General features: G+C 64.0%; 15 protein-coding genes. 9 read left to right on the top strand and 6 right to left on the bottom strand.

The features are described 5' to 3' along the window. Positions 1 to 44 precede the first annotated feature (44 nt). A complete protein-coding gene (locus ACTX90_RS13390; RefSeq protein WP_047119873.1) occupies positions 45 to 515 on the bottom strand; it encodes a MarR family winged helix-turn-helix transcriptional regulator in 471 nt (156 codons plus the stop codon). A 110-nt stretch (positions 516 to 625) separates the two neighbouring features. On the opposite strand from ACTX90_RS13390, the gene ACTX90_RS13385 reads away from it, so the two are divergent. The 3 genes from ACTX90_RS13385 (at position 626) to ACTX90_RS13375 (ending at position 5,339) form a co-directional block, all read left to right on the top strand. After that, positions 626 to 2,785 carry an MMPL family transporter gene (locus tag ACTX90_RS13385; protein WP_443442227.1) on the top strand — a complete coding sequence of 720 codons (2,160 nt, stop codon included), beginning with the start codon at positions 626 to 628 and terminating at the stop codon, positions 2,783 to 2,785. A gap of 340 nt (positions 2,786 to 3,125) precedes the next feature. After that, positions 3,126 to 4,652 carry a DEAD/DEAH box helicase gene (locus ACTX90_RS13380; protein ID WP_244910890.1) on the top strand — a complete coding sequence of 509 codons (1,527 nt, stop codon included), beginning with the start codon at positions 3,126 to 3,128 and terminating at the stop codon, positions 4,650 to 4,652. Positions 4,653 to 4,868: 216 nt separating this feature from the next. After that, positions 4,869 to 5,339 (top strand): hypothetical protein, encoded by a 471-nt coding sequence (locus ACTX90_RS13375; protein ID WP_443442226.1) that lies wholly within the window; start codon positions 4,869 to 4,871, stop codon positions 5,337 to 5,339. 98 nt (positions 5,340 to 5,437) lie between these two features. Here ACTX90_RS13375 and ACTX90_RS13370 read toward each other — a convergent pair whose 3' ends face one another. Further along, positions 5,438 to 5,668: a PLDc N-terminal domain-containing protein gene (locus tag ACTX90_RS13370; protein WP_047119869.1), complete on the bottom strand. Its 231-nt coding sequence runs from the start codon at positions 5,666 to 5,668 to the stop codon at positions 5,438 to 5,440. Between the two features lie 251 nt (positions 5,669 to 5,919). On the opposite strand from ACTX90_RS13370, the gene dnaK reads away from it, so the two are divergent. From dnaK to ACTX90_RS13350, 4 genes are all read left to right on the top strand, one after another. Next, entirely contained in the window at positions 5,920 to 7,770 is a 1,851-nt protein-coding gene (gene dnaK / locus ACTX90_RS13365; RefSeq protein WP_047119868.1) for a molecular chaperone DnaK, read from the top strand. Positions 7,771 to 7,783: 13 nt separating this feature from the next. After that, positions 7,784 to 8,356, top strand: a complete 573-nt coding sequence (locus ACTX90_RS13360; protein WP_443442225.1) for a nucleotide exchange factor GrpE — start codon at positions 7,784 to 7,786, stop codon at positions 8,354 to 8,356. Positions 8,357 to 8,442: 86 nt separating this feature from the next. Beyond that, positions 8,443 to 9,411, top strand: a complete 969-nt coding sequence (locus tag ACTX90_RS13355; RefSeq protein WP_047119866.1) for a DnaJ C-terminal domain-containing protein — start codon at positions 8,443 to 8,445, stop codon at positions 9,409 to 9,411. Between the two features lie 167 nt (positions 9,412 to 9,578). Further along, entirely contained in the window at positions 9,579 to 9,947 is a 369-nt protein-coding gene (locus ACTX90_RS13350; RefSeq protein WP_202605422.1) for a heat shock protein transcriptional repressor HspR, read from the top strand. A 66-nt stretch (positions 9,948 to 10,013) separates the two neighbouring features. Here the strand turns inward: ACTX90_RS13350 and ACTX90_RS13345 are convergent, their stop codons facing one another. Together ACTX90_RS13345 and trmB are read right to left on the bottom strand one after the other, a co-directional pair. Then, the gene (locus ACTX90_RS13345; protein ID WP_443442224.1) at positions 10,014 to 10,646 is read right to left on the bottom strand and encodes a GNAT family N-acetyltransferase; all 633 of its coding nucleotides are present in this window, start codon (positions 10,644 to 10,646) and stop codon (positions 10,014 to 10,016) included. Positions 10,647 to 10,702: 56 nt separating this feature from the next. Beyond that, positions 10,703 to 11,560, bottom strand: a complete 858-nt coding sequence (gene trmB, locus ACTX90_RS13340; RefSeq protein WP_053799454.1) for a tRNA (guanosine(46)-N7)-methyltransferase TrmB — start codon at positions 11,558 to 11,560, stop codon at positions 10,703 to 10,705. A 130-nt stretch (positions 11,561 to 11,690) separates the two neighbouring features. On the opposite strand from trmB, the gene ACTX90_RS13335 reads away from it, so the two are divergent. Further along, entirely contained in the window at positions 11,691 to 12,101 is a 411-nt protein-coding gene (locus ACTX90_RS13335) for a YccF domain-containing protein (RefSeq protein ID WP_047119864.1), read from the top strand. 94 nt (positions 12,102 to 12,195) lie between these two features. On the opposite strand, the gene ACTX90_RS13330 is transcribed toward ACTX90_RS13335, so the two are convergent. Together ACTX90_RS13330 and ACTX90_RS13325 are read right to left on the bottom strand one after the other, a co-directional pair. Beyond that, a complete protein-coding gene (locus tag ACTX90_RS13330) occupies positions 12,196 to 13,380 on the bottom strand; it encodes a TerC family protein (protein WP_443442223.1) in 1,185 nt (394 codons plus the stop codon). Between the two features lie 246 nt (positions 13,381 to 13,626). Beyond that, positions 13,627 to 14,130 carry a DinB family protein gene (locus ACTX90_RS13325; protein WP_443442222.1) on the bottom strand — a complete coding sequence of 168 codons (504 nt, stop codon included), beginning with the start codon at positions 14,128 to 14,130 and terminating at the stop codon, positions 13,627 to 13,629. 146 nt (positions 14,131 to 14,276) lie between these two features. Between ACTX90_RS13325 and clpB the strand changes: the two genes are divergently transcribed. Continuing rightward, complete coding sequence (clpB, locus tag ACTX90_RS13320) at positions 14,277 to 16,868, top strand: ATP-dependent chaperone ClpB (protein ID WP_047119861.1); 2,592 nt, start codon at positions 14,277 to 14,279, stop codon at positions 16,866 to 16,868. Positions 16,869 to 16,963: the final 95 nt, after the last annotated feature.

Raw genomic sequence — 16,963 nt, 5'->3', positions numbered from 1 at the left:
TCTTGACTCGAAGACTGGTCATGACGGGGCGTTCGGCAGGAGGCTTAGTTCGGCGGCGCGAGGACTTCCAGCCGGGCTTCATCCACGCCGGCGACGGCCCGGGCCATGAAGTCGCTGAGCAGTGCGACCTGCTGCTCGTCGTAGGAGGAGATCAGCTCCATCATTTTCGCTCCGAGCGGTCGGAACATCTCCCGCGCCTCGGCCATGGCCTTCTCGGTCAGGGCGATGTGCACGCTGCGGCGGTCCTGCTCGCTTCGCTGGCGGATGATGTAGCCCAGCCGGTCCAGCCGGTCGAGCATGGCCGTGGTGGCGGGGGAGCTGAGCTGCAGTTCCCTGCTCAAGTCCCGGGGCGAGGGCGAGGTTCCGGCGCGCTGGTATTTCATGATCACTGTCAGGCCGTTCATGTCGGTCCGGTGCGTGCCGTAGTGCCCGCCGGTGGATTCCACGTAGCGGTCCGAGGCCTGTCCGAAATCCTGCAGCAGCTGCAACAGCCGGTGGTGTGTGCTCGCGTCCATAACACAATTATAAACTAAGTAAACATTTCCATCATCAAACTAAATGTTGGTACGCTGTAGCGGTAGGCCACAGCGGTCGCAACTATTCGAATCAACGTGAGGACAGCCCCATGTCGCACATAGCGAAAGTCGATGAGCCCGCCGACCCTGCCGCGCGCTCAGTCAGCGGAAAGGGCATCGCCATCCGGGCGGTGGTGTATTCCCTGCTGATCGTGCTCTGGATCGGCATCGCGGGGGTCGGCGGACCAACCTTCGGCAAACTCTCGGACGTGCAGACCAACGACCAGACAGCTTTCCTCCCGGCCAGCGCGGAAGCGACGCAGGCCCTTGAATGGCAGAACAAGTTCCGCACGAGCGACGCAATTCCCGCGGTGGTGCTGGTGACCTCCGAAAGCGGCGTCGACCAGAAGCAGGCCGCCGCGCTCGCCGAGAAGCTTTCCGATTTCGAGTTCCTCGACGGGCAGGTGACAGGGCCGTTTTTGGCCGAGGATGGCAAGGCTGCCGAATTCATCATGCCGATCTCCTCGACGGTCAAGGCCGACGAGGGCGTAACCGCGCTGCGCACCCTGCTGGCAGACATCCAGCCGGAGGGCATGAGCAGCTATGTCACCGGTCCCGCCGGGTTCTCCGCGGACCTAATCGAGGCATTCGGCGGCATCGACGGGGTGCTGCTAGGTGTCGCGCTGGTCGCGGTGCTGGTGATCCTGCTGCTGGTCTACCGTTCGCTGCTGCTTCCGCTGACCGTGCTGATGACCTCCATGGTGGCGCTGTGCGCCGCCATCCTGGTGGTCTACTTCATGGCCAAGGAGGGGATCATCCGGCTGGACGGCCAGGCCCAGGGCATTCTCTCGATCCTGGTGATCGGTGCGGCCACCGACTACTCGCTGCTGTTCGTTGCCCGCCACAAGGAAGCCCTGTCCACGGGGCTGAACCGCTGGCAGGCAGTGGCCAAGGCCTGGAAGCGCTCGCTGGAGCCGATCATCGCCTCCGGCGGCACCGTGACCGTGGGCCTGCTGTGCCTGCTCTTCTCCGACCTGAACTCCAACAAGGCGCTGGGCCCGATCGGCGCGGCGGGCATCGTCTTCTCGATCATTGCCGCCCTCTCCTTCCTGCCGGCCGTGCTCGGACTGCTGGGCCGGGCCGCCTACTGGCCGTTCATGCCCAAAACGCAGGACGCGGAAACGCAGGCGGCGGCCAAGCCTGGACTGTGGGCCCGCATCGCCGCCTTCGTCGCTTCCCACCCCCGCCCGATCTGGATGGTGACGGCACTGGTGCTGGCCGTCGGCGCGGCGTTCTCGCTGCAGCTCAAGGCCAGCGGCGTGCCGCAAAGCGAACTGGTGATCGGCGGCTCCGAGGCCCGCGACGGGCAGGTGGCGCTCGGCGAGCACTTCCCGGGCGGCAGCGGCTCGCCGGCCACCGTGATCGTCAACGAGGTCGAGGCGAACACCACCCTGGACGCGGTCCTTGACGTGCCCGGTGTCGACTCCGCCTACCTGCAGGCCGAAGACGGCGGTCCGGCCATGGCCCAGCGCGGCGCCCCGGCGTACACCGTCGAAGGACGGAACCTGATTTCCGTCACCCTGAGCGATGCGGCGGACTCGGATGCGGCCGCGAACACTGTCACGCAGCTGCGCGAGACGGTGCACGAGATCGATGCGACGACCCTGGTCGGCGGAACCACCGCGACCCAGATGGACAAGAACTCCACCGCCGAAGCCGACCTGTTCAAGATCATTCCGATCACGCTGGTCGCGATCCTGGTCATCCTGATGCTTCTGCTGCGCTCGATCCTGGCTCCGGTCCTGCTGATTCTGACCACGGTGCTCTCCTACGGCACGGCGATGGGCGTCAGCGCGCTGGTGTTCAACCACGTTCTGGACTACGTGGGCGCCGACCCCTCGGTGCCGCTGTTCGGATTCGTGTTCCTGGTGGCCCTTGGCGTGGACTACAACATCTTCCTGATGACCCGGGTGCGCGAGGAGACGCTGCTGCACGGCACGCGGGACGGGATGCGCCGCGGCCTGACCGTCACCGGCGGCGTGATCACCTCTGCCGGCATCGTGCTGGCGGCGACCTTCGCCGCGCTGGGGGTCGTGCCGATCATGTTCCTGGGGCAGCTGGGCTTCATCGTGGCCTTCGGCGTGCTGCTCGATACCTTTATCGTGCGAAGCCTGCTGGTGCCGGCGCTGGTCGAGGACATCGGCCCTGCGGTGTGGTGGCCCTCGAAATTGGCGCAGGAAAAAACGTCGGCGGGTGTGCACCGGGCCTGAGCGCCAGGCTTCAGACGTGGCGGAAATCTCCTGTGATTCGCCCCGTTGGCAGGCTCCGGGACTGCTGAGTCCCGGAGCCTGCCTGTAGAATTGAAACCTGTACGCACCAATGGTTCAACGCCTGGAACACCCTGCCCGCCTCGGTGCGTAGTCGTCGACAGACTTGATTTCCTTCGAGCGGAAACTCCCGGATTCCCGGTGTTTTCGCGCGGGCGTCGGGCACTTTTCTTGCCGCCCCGCATCGGACTTCCTCCTGGATCGGCGAACCCGAGCGTCGAAAACGACGCGCGAATTCAGAGAGAAAGTTTAAGCATTGACCTCTACTTTTAGCGCCCTTGGCGTGCCCGCAAACCTGGTTGACGTGCTGACCGAGCGCGGCATCGACACCCCGTTCCCGATCCAGGAAGCAACCCTTCCCTCCACCCTTGCCGGCGGAGACGTGCTGGGGCGCGGCCAGACCGGCTCGGGCAAGACCCTGGCCTTCTCGCTGCCGCTGGTGGCCCGCCTGAGCGAGCGCCCGCAGCGCCGCAAGGCCCGTTTCCCGCGCGCACTGATCATGGCGCCGACCCGCGAACTGGCGACCCAGATCGCCAAGACCGTTGATCCGCTGGCCGCCGCCTCCGGCCTGCGCACCACCGTGATCTACGGCGGCGTCGCGCAGAGTCGACAGGAAAAGGCCATGAACGAGGGCGTCGACATCGTCATCGCCTGCCCCGGCCGCCTCGACGACCTGATCAAGCAGAAGATCGTTGACCTGTCGCAGCTTGAGATCTCGGTGCTGGATGAAGCCGACCACATGGCAGACATGGGTTTCCTCCCGGTCGTGCGCCGCATCATGGACCGCATGCCGACCGGCATCCAGCACATGCTGTTCTCCGCGACCCTGGACAACGGCGTGGACAAGGTCGTCAAGCGCTACCTGAGCAGCCCGACCATCCATTCGGTGGATGCGCCCGAGGCCGCAGTGAACACCATGGAGCACCACGTCTTCGTGGTCAGCAACGACGACAAGAAGGACCTGGTCCGTGTGCTGGCGCAGGGCACCTCGCGCCGCATCATGTTCATGCGCACCAAGCACCACGCCAAGAAGATGGCTGTAGTGCTGTCCAAGGCCGGCGTGCCAACCGTTGACCTGCACGGCAACCTGTCGCAGAACGCCCGCGACCGCAACCTGGCCGCCTTCGCCTCGGGCGAGGCAAAGGTCCTGGTCGCCACCGACGTAGCAGCCCGCGGCGTGCACGTCGACGGCGTGGAACTGGTGGTCCACATCGATCCGCCGGCAGAGCACAAGGCCTACACCCACCGGTCAGGCCGCACGGCCCGCGCCGGCTCCAGCGGAACCGTGGTGACCATCTGCACCCCGGACCAGCAGGGCGACGTCGCGACCCTGATGAAGCAGGCAGGCCTGAAGAAGGTCCCATTCGAAAAGGTCTCCTTGGACTCGCAGGTCGTCAAGGACGTCGTGGGCGAAGTGGCCGAACTGGTGCCGTACACCGCCCCGGTGAAGCAGCAGAGCAACCCTGCCAAGCGCAAGCCTGCCGGCGAATCCGGCGGTTCGCGCGGCGGGCGCGGCGGGCGCGGTTCACGCGGCGGCCGTTCGGCCGGCGAGGGCCAGAACCAGCAGCGCAGCGAGTCGGGCCGCCGCAATGAACGCAGTCCGAAGGCCTCGGGCGAGCGTCCAGCACGCGCTGGCCGCGGCGCAGGATCCGAGCGTCCGGCCGGTGCAGGCCGTGGTGCGAACTCGGAACGCCCATCGGGTGCAGGCCGCGGCTCGCGCCAGGGTGGCCGCGCCGCCCAAGGCGCCTCGACCGGGGGCCGCTCGCGTGGTCCGCGCCGCGCCACCAGCCCTGCCACCCGCAGCCGCTAGGCATTTCGGGCCAGCCGGAACAACGGCTGCCCACCTAGGAATCCTCCGCTCGTACGCCGAGCGGAGGATTTCTTTTGCCACCCTGCGCCCGGTGAGCGTCGAGCGCACTGACTAGACCGAAAGTTTAGCCCCGGCGGATGACCGGTGGCTGAAGTCCTCCAACCTAGTCTTGAAGTAGAGGAAATATCTATTTCGCCTAGCCAGGAGCACCTGACCATGATTGAATCACTGCAGAATTTTGTCGCTGCTTGCCCCGAGCCGCTGCAGTGGCTGGCGGTCGCGCTGGTTTCGGCCATTCCCTTCGTCGAGTCCTACTTCGGGTCCGTCATCGGAGTGCTGATGGGCCTGCCGCCGGCGGTCGGGATTCTTGTTGCGGTGCTCGGCAACGGCATTTCCATGCTCTTGTTCGTCAACAGCGCCCATGCCGTACGCTCCAAGGTGCGCCAAGGCAAGGAGAGCAAGAAGCCGAAATACGAAAAGATCCGCAGGGCCTTCGACAAGTTCGGCATTGCAGGGGTCAGCCTGGTTGGCCAGACCATGCTTCCCTCGCAGATCACTTCGGCGGCGCTGGTGTCCTTCGGCGCATCGAAGCAGAAAGTGATTTTCTGGCAGGCCATTTCCATCATCTTGTGGGGAGTGATCTTCGGAGTCCTGGCAGGGCTCGGCATGCCGCTGCTGACCAAATAATTCGTTCCCCTCGGCACGCTGCAAAGCAAAGCCGGAAGGAGCACGCGCACCAGTAGTGCGTGGGCTCCTTCCGGCTTGTGCCATCTTGGAGGCGGCGATTAGTCCTGCGGCTTCTTGCGGCCGAACCTGAAATAGCTCAGCGGACCGAGAATGTTGATGAAGCACAACCCCACCCACAATCCCTTGCTTCCGTGAATCTGCTCGGGCCTGCGTCGGTAGATGTCGATCTGCGCGGCGGCGAATAAGGCAACCTCGATCACGCCCGCAACGATGGCAGCTGCCCGTGCAATGGGGGACAGCTCGGAGAATTTCTTTTTGGTTCGTGCCATTCTTCCGCCTTTGATCTGTAGTTTTCGCTTCGTGACCGGACTGTCAGGAGTGGTCTGAAAAAGTTTTCGGTTGATGGGAATTATTCTGCCACCCCACCCGTTGAATAAGACAGAGCGCAAAGTTGAGTCGAGTTCACTCAAGTTAATTTGACAGTCGAAACCGGCTGAGTAAACTTGAGTCCGAAGCGCTCAATGGGGGTCCAAGCCCCCAGCGTTGGGATTTTTTTCAGACAAGGCAAAGGAGAGCCATTATGTCGCGTGCCGTAGGTATTGACCTTGGAACCACCAACTCTGTCGTATCCGTGCTCGAAGGTGGTGAGCCAACCGTCATCGCTAACGCGGAAGGCAACCGCACTACCCCGTCCATCGTTGCTTTCTCGAAGGGCGGCGAAGTCCTGGTCGGCGATATCGCCAAGCGTCAGGCAGTCAACAACATCGATCGCACCATCGCATCGGTCAAGCGCCACATGGGCACCGACTGGTCCGTTGCCATCGATGACAAGAAGTACACCGCCCAGGAAATCTCGGCACGTACCCTGATGAAGCTGAAGAACGACGCTGAGTCGTACCTGGGCGAGAAGGTCACCGACGCGGTGATCACCGTTCCTGCATACTTCAACGACGCCGAGCGCCAGGCCACCAAGGAGGCCGGCGAGATCGCGGGCCTGAACGTGCTGCGCATCGTCAACGAGCCAACTGCTGCTGCTCTGGCCTACGGCCTGGAGAAGGGCAACGAGGACGAGCTCATCCTGGTCTTCGACCTCGGTGGCGGTACCTTCGACGTCTCCCTGCTGGAAGTTGGCAAGGATGACGACGGCTTCTCGACCATCCAGGTCCGCGCGACCGCCGGTGACAACCGTCTGGGCGGCGACGACTGGGATCAGCGTGTTGTCGACTGGCTGCTGGCCCAGGCCAAGGCCAAGGGCGCAGACCTGTCCAAGGACAAGATCGCACTGCAGCGCCTGAAGGAGGCCGCAGAGCAGGCCAAGAAGGAACTGTCCTCGGCTACCAGCACCAACATCTCGCTGCAGTACCTGTCGGTCACCCCTGAGGGCCCGGTACACCTGGACGAGCACCTCTCGCGTGCGAAGTTCCAGGAACTGACCGCAGATCTGCTGGAGCGCACCAAGAAGCCATTCAAGGACGTCATCGCCGAAGCCGGCGTGAAGATCTCCGACATCGCCCACGTGATCCTCGTTGGCGGTTCGACCCGTATGCCAGCCGTTGCCGAACTGGTCAAGGACCTGGCCGGCAAGGAAGCCAACAAGGGCGTGAACCCGGATGAGGTTGTCGCCGTAGGCGCAGCCCTGCAGGCCGGCGTGCTGAAGGGCGAGCGCAAGGACGTGCTGCTGATCGACGTCACCCCACTGTCCCTGGGCATTGAGACCAAGGGCGGCGTGATGACCAAGCTGATCGAGCGCAACACCGCGATCCCGACCAAGCGTTCGGAGACCTTCACCACCGCCGAGGACAACCAGCCTTCGGTATCGATCCAGGTCTTCCAGGGCGAGCGCGAGTTCACCCGCGACAATAAGGCACTGGGCACCTTCGAGCTGACCGGCATCGCTCCGGCTCCTCGCGGCATCCCGCAGGTCGAGGTCACCTTCGACATCGATGCCAACGGCATCGTGCACGTGTCCGCCAAGGACAAGGGCACCGGCACCGAGCAGTCGATGACCATCACCGGCGGCTCCTCGCTGTCGAAGGAAGACATCGAGCGCATGGTGCAGGAAGCCGAAGCGCATGCGGAAGAGGACAAGGCACGCCGCGAGGCAGCCGAGACCCGCAACGCTGCCGAGCAGGCCGCCTACTCGGTGGACAAGCTGATCAAGGACAACGAGGACAAGCTGCCTGAAGAGGTCAAGTCCGAGGTCCAGGCCGACGTCGACGCCTTGAAGGCCGCCTTGGAGAAGCAGGACAACGACGACGAGGTCAAGGCCGCGTTCGAGAAGCTTCAGGCTTCGCAGTCCAAGCTGGGCGAGGCAATCTACGCCAACACCCAGGCCGAAGGCGCGGCTGCCGGCGAGCAGAATGCGCCGAACGCTGATGAAGACATCGTCGACGCCGAGGTCATCGACGAAGACGAAGCCGACAAGAAGTAGGGAGTTTAGGAATATGTCCGAGGCAAACAACCAGAACGAAAACTCCGGCCAGGAGCCGGAGGACCAGCCAGAGGCCGCTGACCAGCAGCCAACTGCTGACGCTTTGGGCCAGGCCGAGGCGATCCTGAACGAGGCCGGCGACTCCGTGGACGCGGAGCAGGACGAGGTCAGCGAGGTCGTCACCGAGCTGCGCAACGACCTGCTGCGCCTCCAGGCCGAGTACGTCAACTACCGCAAGCGCGTGGAGCGCGACCGTGCAGTGGCGCGTGAAAACGCCGTGCAGGGCATGCTTTCCACCTTGCTGCCCGTGCTTGACGACATCGACGCGGCACGCGCCCACGGCGACTTGGCCGATGGCCCCTTCGCATCGATCGCCAACAAGCTGGACTCGATCCTGGCCCAGCATGGCTTGGAGCGCATCAACGAGGCGGGGGTCGAATTCGACCCGAACGTCCACGAAGCGCTGCTGCGCCAGGCGGTGCCGGAGGTCCCGGCCGATCATGTGGGACAGGTGCTGCGTACCGGCTACCGCAAGGGAAGCAACATCCTGCGCGCTGCCCAGGTACTGGTCGCCACCGGCGAATAGCAACTAGCTAGCACAACTGAAACTGCCCACTGTCGAGTATTCGCCAGTGGGCAGTTTCGAATTGTCATAGAAAGGATGAGGCCCTGATGGCAAGTCAGGACTGGATAGACAAAGATTTTTACGCGATCCTCGGCGTCTCCAAGGACGCCTCGGACGCGGATATCAAGAAGGCGTACCGCAAGCTGGCGCGCAAGTACCACCCTGACACCAACGCCGGTGATGCAACCGCCGAACAGAAGTTCAAGGACATCACCGAAGCCAACTCGGTCCTCTCCGACAAGGAAGAGCGCGAGCAATACGACGCCATCCGTGCCATGGGCTCGGGAGCACGTTTCTCGGCAGGAGGTCCGGGCGGAGCTCCGGGCGGCGGCGCAGGGTTCGAGGACATCTTCTCCAACCTGTTCGGCGGGGGAGGCGGGGCACGCCAGCGTGGCGGGCAGCCGGACTTCTCCGACCTGTTCGGGGGAGCGGGCGGCTTCGGCGGTTTCGGCGGCCAGGCCGCTCCGCCGCGCAAGGGCGCGGACCGCACCGCGAACACCTCGATCTCCTTCGCCGGCTCGATCAACGGCACGAAGATCGGGCTGCGCGAGCCCAGCGGCGAGGTCATCGACGTGCGCATCCCGGCCGGCATCAAGGACGGCCAGTCGGTGCGCGTGCGCGGACGCGGGCAAGCCGGCGCCGCCGGCAACGGAGACCTGATCGTCAAGGTCAAGGTCGCCGAGCACCCATTCTTCAAGCGCGAGGACAACAACATCCGCGTGCACGTCCCGGTGACCTTCGACGAGGCCGCACTGGGCGCGAAGATCCACGTCCCGACCCTCGACGGGGAACAGGTCGCGGTGAAGGTTCCGGCAGGCTCCAACTCGGGCCGCACGCTGCGCCTGAAGGGCCGCGGCGTGAAGACCTCCAAGGCCACCGGCGACCTGCTGATCGTGCTCGACGTGGTCATTCCGCAGAACCTCTCGGATGCCGCGAAGAAGGCGGTTGAGGACTTCGCCGCAGCCACCGAGGGCGAGGACCCGCGGGCGGACCTGGCCTCGAAGGCCAAGCTCTAGGATCGGCACCCGCCGATCACCCGTCGCCGGCGCCGGAGGAGCCAACATCTTCCGGCCCCGGCGATAGACTCAAGATACAGCCAAGGCAGAAAGGTGGTTGAAGTACCGTGAACGGGGAGTACCTGCGACCTGTCTTCGTCATTTCCGTCGCCGCACAGCTTGCCGACATGCACCCCCAGACGCTGCGCCAGTACGACCGCATCGGCCTGGTTTCGCCCAGCCGGCAGTCGGGCAAGCAGCGCCGCTATTCCCAGCACGACGTGTCCCTGCTGCGCCAGGTTCAGGCGCTGAGCAAGGATGGCGTGTCGCTGGAAGGCATCAAGCGGATCCTTGAGTTGGAAAACCAAGTGGCTAGCCTTAAGGGCCAAGTGAACCAGTTGCGCGCGGAACTGGACTACGTGCGCCAAGGCCAATCGCGCATCTTCGCCGCCGGCACCGTCGCAGGCGACGTGGTGTCGCTGGCCCGCGGCATGCGCCCCTCGCGGCCCGAACCGACGGTATCGCTGTTCCCGGTGCGCCGCGCTATCGGCAGGTAGGCCTGCCGCCTGAAAGACATTAGAAATCCAGCCCGCCAGATCCTGGCGCGGCTGGATTTTCTGTCTCTATCCGAGCCGGCCGTGGCGGCGCAGCCGGGCTTCCAGCTGGGTGCGCACCGCCGGCCATTCGTGGGGCAAGATCGAGAAGACGACGGTGTCTCGCAGGGTTCCGGTCGCCGGATCGTACTTGTGGTTGCGCAGCACGCCGTCTTGCTTGGCGCCCAGCCGCGCAATGGCGGCGCGGGAAGCCTCATTGTGCCAATGCGTGCAAAACGCGACCGAGTAGCATCCGAGCACTTCGAATGCCCTGCGCAGCAGCAGGTATTTCGCTGCCGGATTGATGCCGGTGCCCTGCGCCGCAACGGCCAGGAAGGTCGATCCGATCTCCACCCGGCGGTTTGCGGCATCGATGTTCAGGTAGGCGGTGGCGCCGACGGCTTTGCCGGCGGAGGTGTCGATGATGGCGAAGGGGGCCATGGTTCCGGCTGCCTGGGAGTCCAGCCGCTGGGCGATATTGGCTTCCATCTGCTGTGCCGGGGGAGTTGTCGCGAACCAGTCCTCGTCGAGGCGTCCGGCGGCCACTACCTCGGCCAAGTCCGGCGCGTGCGAGGCGGCGAGCTGTTCCAGCCTCACCCCGGCGATTTCCATGGTGGGCGCGGTGGAGAACTCGGAGGCCGGGATTAATGACGAATGGCTCATGGCCACCAGTTTAGGGTGGACATGAGCCATTGCCGGACTTTATGTCCGGTCGTGCACTAGCCGACGCGAGTGTACGCCAAGTCGAAGACCAATCGGCCTGCCTTCAGCGCCTTGCCCTCGAAGCTGGTCAGGATGCGGCGTTCGAAGCGCGGGGCCCAGCCGCCGAGCTCATCGGTGAACTCCGGTTCCTTCTCGAAGCCTTCCATGCCCTCGCGGCGGACCTTGGTCAGGTTGCTTTCCTCGCCGGCAAGGTTGCCCGGGAACTGGTTCTCGAAATCCGGGTGGGCGGTGAGCGCGTCACGCATCTGCTCGGCGTAGTTGGACCAGTCGGTGGCCAGGCGCAGGGTTCCGCCGGGCTTGAGCACCCGGGAAACCTTGTCCAGGAACGATGCCTTGATCAGGCGGCGCTTGTGGTGGCGCGGCTTGTGCCAAGGGTCGGAGAAGAAGATCCAGATTTCGTCGGCGCTGTTCTCTTCGAGCATCACGTCCAGCACCTCGGGGGCGTTGGCCTGGACGGCGCGGACATTCTCGATGCCGAAGGACTCGACCTTGAGCATCAGCTGGGCCAGCCCGGGGCGGTAGACCTCCACGGCGAGGTAGTTGCGCTCGGGGTCGTCCTTGGCGGCGTTGGCGATGCACTCGCCCAATCCGGTGCCGATCTCCACGATCAGCGGCGCCACGCGGCCGAATGCCTGGTCCGGGTCGAGGGTGAAATCATCGGCTACCGAGGTGTCGGCGATCTTGCGGGGAGGCTCGATGACGTACTGCTCGGCATTGCGCTCCCAGGCGCTGGCACGGCGGCCCTGCAGGCGGTTGCCGCGGCGGACAAAGGAGACCGGTTCGGCCCGGAAAAGTGCTGGGTCTTTGGGGGTCGGGGTCGCGGCCTGACGCTGTTCTTCGCTCGAATCGCTCATGATCATTAATCCTAGCCGAGCGCACCGCATCGAATCTTCCCGCGAGAGTAGGGGATTGGCCACGGTTTCAGGGGAAAATCCGGGCTGTCACCCATAGCGCCCCGGGGAGCCGATGGGGAAGACTGGATCCATGACTGATCTATTGCGGGGAATCCTGAATATCATCTGGCTGCTCTTCGGCGGCCTGTGGCTGGCGCTGGGGTATGTCCTGGCCGGCATCATCTGCTGCCTGCTGATCGTGACCATTCCGTTCGGCATCGCTTCATTCCGCATCGCGGGTTACGCGCTGTGGCCCTTCGGCCGCACCGTCGTGGATCGCGGCGCTGTGGGAGCGTTCTCCACGCTGGGCAACGTGATCTGGCTGGTTTTCGCCGGCATCTGGATCGCCATCGGCCACGTGCTCACCGCCATCCCGATGTTCGTGTCGATCATCGGCATCCCGCTGGGCATCGCGAACCTGAAGATGATCCCGGTGTCCCTGATGCCGCTGGGCAAGGTGGTGGTCGCTTCGGACTACTACATCGGGACCATGCGCCGCTAGCGCCTGCCGTTCGGCTCGCACGGATTAAAGGGACCGGGGCTGCCCTTCCACGTGGAAGGGCAGCCCCGGTCCGTATTGGCGGTAGATGCCGTTGCTAGCTCTTGAGGTACTCGTCGTGCTGGCGGTGCGCCTCGGTGATTTCGTCGCGGATCTTGTCGATGTCCTTGACCTTGTCGCGGTACTTCTTGTCCATGGACTTCACGTAGGCTTCCTCTTCCAGCAGCTCGGTGTAGATCCGCTCGCGCTCGGCCTGGTCCGCGGTGTAGGAGAGGTCGGTGTAGTTGTTCGCATGGCGGCGTACGTTGTTCACGGCGGTCTGCGCCTTGCCGGCCTTGCTGAACAGGGAGGCGAGCACCGTGACTACCAGGACGCCGATGATCACGCTCAGCGACAGGCCGGTGGTGATCTCGATGACCGACACGTGCTCGCCGCCGTTGATGAACGGCAGGTTGTTCTCATGCAGCGCGTGCAGGATCAGCTTGACGCCGATGAACGCCAGGATCGCAGCCAGGCCGTAGGACAGGTAGATCAGTCGATCCAGCAGGCCGTCAAGCAGGAAGTACAGCTGGCGCAGACCCATCAGGGAGAATGCGGTCGCGGTGAAGACGATGAAGACGTTCTGGGTCAGGCCGAAGATTGCCGGGATCGAGTCCAGGGCGAAGAGGATGTCGGTACCGCCGATGGCCACCATGACCAGCAGCATCGGGGTCAAGACCTTCTTGCCGTCGATCTTGGTGAACAGCTTATCGCCGTCGTACTCGTCGGTGGTGTGGAACAGCTTCTTGGCCAGACGGATGATGAAGTTGTTCGCCTCGTCGGACTCGTCGTCCTTCTTGAGCAGGTTGCCTGCGGTCAGCAGCAGGATCAGGCCGAAGATGTAGAAGACCCAGGCGAACTGGTTGATCAGCGCCGCACCGACGAAGATGAATGCGGTACGGGCAATCAGCGAGAACACGATGCCGAACAGCAGCACCTTCTGCTGGTCCTCGCGTGGCACCTTGAAGCTGGCCATGATGATCAGGAAGACAAACAGGTTGTCGACCGAGAGGGCCTTTTCGGTGATGTAGCCGGCGAAGTATTCGGCGCCCATGTCCACGCCGCCGAAAATGAATACGACGATGCCGAAGACCAAAGCGAGGCCGACGTAGATGCTCGACCAGATGGCCGCTTCACGCAACGACGGAACGTGCGCCTTGCGGATGTGGAAGAAGTAGTCGAATGCCAAAAGTGCGAGGATCACGACAATCGTGATGCCCCAGATCAAAGGAGAAACTCCCATGGGGATTCCTGCTTTCGTAAGTTGGGTACAAGCCATCCAAGTAAGTCTCTTCGCCAACCGAAAATGGTTGGCCGCAGAACCCGGCAAGACTCCTGTGTCTTACGTACTGACGGATCAAACGCTTGTGAATACTCCCTTACGTGGGATCAACTCTATCTTGAGTTTTGCCCTCAGGGAAAGTTCAGGCATGTGCGGTGCGTTGACCGGCGGTGGTTGTTCGACCGGTGGAGCCGCCCATCGCCGGGCCTAGGGAGAGGCATTTCGCGCGGCCAGGACTTGTTCGCGCAGGATGTCCGCGTGTCCGCAGTGCTGCGCCAACTCACGCAGCATGTGAAGCTGGATCCAGCGCAGGGGCAGCGGCCCCCGCTTGTTCCCGGGGAAGACCGTTGCGCCGGTCGTCCCCTCCAGGACCTGGTGGGTGTGCGCTATTTCTTCGCGATACTCGGCAATGACGGTGGCAATGTTGTCGCCCTCTTCGAGCTTGAACGACTCATCGGGATTCGGGGCGATACCCAAGATGGAGCGGGAACTGCTGGTGGGAGCCTCCCGGAACCAGACCTTCTCGACGAATGTTCCGTGCTTGACCAGCCCGAGCAGCGTGGTGCGCGACGGCACGAGCTGCACTCTGGCCTCCTCTTCGGTGAGGCCGTCAAGGCAATCGAGCAGCACCGCCCGATGCTGGTCGATGAAGGCCTTGACCTGCTCATCGTGTTCGGCGAAGAAAAGCTCTGGTGAGTTCGGGTTAGCCATAGCTCCATTGTTCGCAGGTCGGCTCGGTGAATACAAGGAAAAACTTTTTTGAAATTGTTCGGCGAAAACGGAATAACCCCTGTCAAACAAGAGTTGAGTTAAGTACACTCAAGTTTAAAGGTTCACCCACAAACGAAAGGAAGCGCGTGGACACCAAACTCACTACCAAGAGCCAAGAGGCTCTCTCGGCCTCCGGGATGAACGCATCGACCGCAGGCAATCCCCAGATTGAACCTGCGCACCTGCTCAAGGCGCTGCTGGACCAGCGTGACTCGGTTGCGGTGGCACTGCTGAAGACTGCAGGGTTGGATGTCGACGCGCTTTCGGTGAAGGCGAGCTCGCTGATCAAGGCGCTGCCTTCCAGCTCCGGTTCCTCGGTGGCCCAGGCCCAGTTCTCCCGCCAGCTGTTGCAGGTGGTGAACAACGCCCAGGAGACTGCGACGGAAATGGGCGACACCTACGTCTCCACCGAGCACCTGCTGATCGCACTGGCCAGCGACCAGACCAAGACCGGCGAGGCGCTGCGCGAGATGGGAGTTACCCGCGACCTGCTGGTGGGAACCCTGCCCACCATCCGCGGCGACCGCAAGGTCGACAACCCGAACCCCGAGGCGACCTTCCAGTCCCTGGAGAAGTTCGGCACCGACATGACGGCGCTGGCCCGTGCGGGCAAGCTGGACCCCGTCATCGGACGCGACCGTGAAATCCGCCGTGTGGTGCAGGTGCTTTCGCGCCGCACCAAGAACAACCCGGTGCTGATCGGCGAGCCCGGTGTCGGCAAGACCGCCGTGGTCGAGGGCCTGGCCCAGCGCATGATTGCCGGGGACGTCCCGGAATCGCTGCGCGGCAAGACCCTGATCTCCCTTGACCTGGGTGCCATGGTTGCCGGTGCCAAGTATCGCGGCGAATTCGAGGAGCGCCTGAAGGCGGTTCTGGAAGAGATCAAGTCCTCTGACGGGCAGATCGTCACGTTCATCGACGAGATCCACACCGTGGTCGGTGCTGGCGCCTCCGAAGGCGCCATGGATGCCGGCAACATGCTCAAACCGATGCTTGCCCGCGGCGAGTTGCGCCTGATCGGTGCTACCACCCTGGACGAGTACCGCGAGAACATCGAGAAAGACCCGGCGCTGGAGCGCCGCTTCGCTCAGGTGTACGTGGGGGAGCCGAGCGTGGATGACACCATTGCCATCCTGCGCGGCCTGAAGGAACGCTATGAAGCGCACCACAAGGTGTCCATCGCGGACTCCGCGCTGGTTGCCGCCGCCGCGCTGTCCAATCGGTACATCTCCGGGCGCCAGCTGCCGGACAAGGCCATCGACCTGGTCGACGAGGCAGCCAGCCGCCTGCGCATGGAGATCGACTCCGCCCCGGAGGAGATCGACGAGCTGCGCCGCGAAGTCGACCGGCTCACCATGGAGGAGCTGGCGCTGAGCGATGAAACCGATCCCGCATCGGTGGAACGCCTGGAGGCCCTGCGCAAGGACATGGCCGACAAGAAGGAGAAGCTCGACGCCCTGAACTCGCAGTGGGAAGCCGAAAAGGCAGGCCTGAACCGGGTCGGCGACCTGAAGGTCAAGCTGGATGAGCTGCGCTCCGAGGCAGAGAAGTACCAGCGCGAAGGCGACCTGGAGAAGGCCTCGCGCCTGCTCTACGGCGAGATCCCGACGCTCCAGCAGGAACTGGACGCCGCCGCGGCCGCCGAAGCGCATGGCGCCAAGGAGCACACCATGGTGGCCGACGAGGTCACCGCGGATGACATTGCCGAGGTGATCTCCGCCTGGACCGGCATCCCTGCCGGGCGCATGCTGCAGGGCGAAAGCCAGAAGCTGCTGGACATGGAGGAGATCATCGGGCAGCGCCTGATGGGCCAGAAGCAGGCAGTGGCCGCGGTCTCGGATGCGGTGCGCCGCACCCGTGCAGGCATCGCCGACCCGAACCGTCCGACCGGCTCCTTCCTGTTCCTCGGCCCCACCGGCGTGGGCAAGACGGAGCTGGCCAAGTCCCTGGCCGACTTCCTCTTCGACGACCCGCGCGCCATGGTGCGCATCGACATGTCCGAGTACTCGGAGAAACACGCGGTCTCGCGACTGGTCGGTGCCCCTCCGGGCTACGTGGGCTACGAAGAGGGCGGCCAGCTGACCGAAGCGGTGCGCCGCCGGCCGTACTCGGTGATCCTGCTCGACGAAGTCGAGAAGGCCCACCCCGAGGTCTTCGACATCCTGCTGCAGGTGCTCGACGACGGACGGCTGACCGATGGGCAGGGACGTACGGTGGACTTCAGGAACACCATCCTGATCCTGACCTCCAACCTGGGCTCCCAGTTCCTGGTGGACCAGACCCTGGATGCCGAGACCAAGAAGGCGGCGGTGATGAACGTGGTCAACGCTTCGTTCAAGCCGGAGTTCCTGAACCGCCTGGACGAGGTCATCATGTTCGACCCGCTGAGCATCGACGAGCTGGGCAACATCGTCAAGCTGCAGATCGACCAGCTCTCCGAGCGCCTGTCCGAACGGCGACTGACCCTTGACGTGGATCCGGCCGCCAGCGAATGGCTCGCCTTGACCGGGTACGACCCGGCCTTCGGTGCCCGCCCGCTGCGCCGTCTGGTGCAGCGTGAGATTGGCGACCGGCTGGCCAAGGAAATCCTTGCCGGCGAGGTCCAGGACGGGGACACCGTTTCGGTCACGCTGGACGAGGGCAAGGACCGGCTGACCGTAGGACGCGCCGACAGCTAGCCTTCACGGGCCGTGAACAAAAGGGATGCGGTGTGAAGACCTCGTGGTCTTCACACCGCATTCCGGTATCCTGCGGCATCGGCCCAGCAGCGCCG

The organism is Glutamicibacter soli (genome assembly GCF_052322135.1).
Classification (GTDB): Bacteria; Actinomycetota; Actinomycetes; order Actinomycetales; family Micrococcaceae; genus Glutamicibacter; species Glutamicibacter soli.
Note: the sequence above shows the minus strand (reverse complement) of the source record. Positions and strands in the feature narration are given on the sequence as shown.

Excerpts from the sequence above, each read along its gene's own strand:
- ACTX90_RS13390 (WP_047119873.1), bottom strand. The coding sequence starts at position 515 with ATGGACGCGAGCACACACCACCGGCTGTTGCAGCTGCTGCAGGATTTC.
- ACTX90_RS13385 (WP_443442227.1), top strand. The coding sequence starts at position 626 with ATGTCGCACATAGCGAAAGTCGATGAGCCCGCCGACCCTGCCGCGCGC.
- ACTX90_RS13375 (WP_443442226.1), top strand. The coding sequence starts at position 4,869 with ATGATTGAATCACTGCAGAATTTTGTCGCTGCTTGCCCCGAGCCGCTG.
- ACTX90_RS13370 (WP_047119869.1), bottom strand. The coding sequence starts at position 5,668 with ATGGCACGAACCAAAAAGAAATTCTCCGAGCTGTCCCCCATTGCACGG.
- dnaK (WP_047119868.1), top strand. The coding sequence starts at position 5,920 with ATGTCGCGTGCCGTAGGTATTGACCTTGGAACCACCAACTCTGTCGTA.
- ACTX90_RS13360 (WP_443442225.1), top strand. The coding sequence starts at position 7,784 with ATGTCCGAGGCAAACAACCAGAACGAAAACTCCGGCCAGGAGCCGGAG.
- ACTX90_RS13355 (WP_047119866.1), top strand. The coding sequence starts at position 8,443 with ATGGCAAGTCAGGACTGGATAGACAAAGATTTTTACGCGATCCTCGGC.
- ACTX90_RS13350 (WP_202605422.1), top strand. The coding sequence starts at position 9,579 with ATGCACCCCCAGACGCTGCGCCAGTACGACCGCATCGGCCTGGTTTCG.
- ACTX90_RS13345 (WP_443442224.1), bottom strand. The coding sequence starts at position 10,646 with ATGAGCCATTCGTCATTAATCCCGGCCTCCGAGTTCTCCACCGCGCCC.
- trmB (WP_053799454.1), bottom strand. The coding sequence starts at position 11,560 with ATGAGCGATTCGAGCGAAGAACAGCGTCAGGCCGCGACCCCGACCCCC.
- ACTX90_RS13335 (WP_047119864.1), top strand. The coding sequence starts at position 11,691 with ATGACTGATCTATTGCGGGGAATCCTGAATATCATCTGGCTGCTCTTC.
- ACTX90_RS13330 (WP_443442223.1), bottom strand. The coding sequence starts at position 13,380 with ATGGGAGTTTCTCCTTTGATCTGGGGCATCACGATTGTCGTGATCCTC.
- ACTX90_RS13325 (WP_443442222.1), bottom strand. The coding sequence starts at position 14,130 with ATGGCTAACCCGAACTCACCAGAGCTTTTCTTCGCCGAACACGATGAG.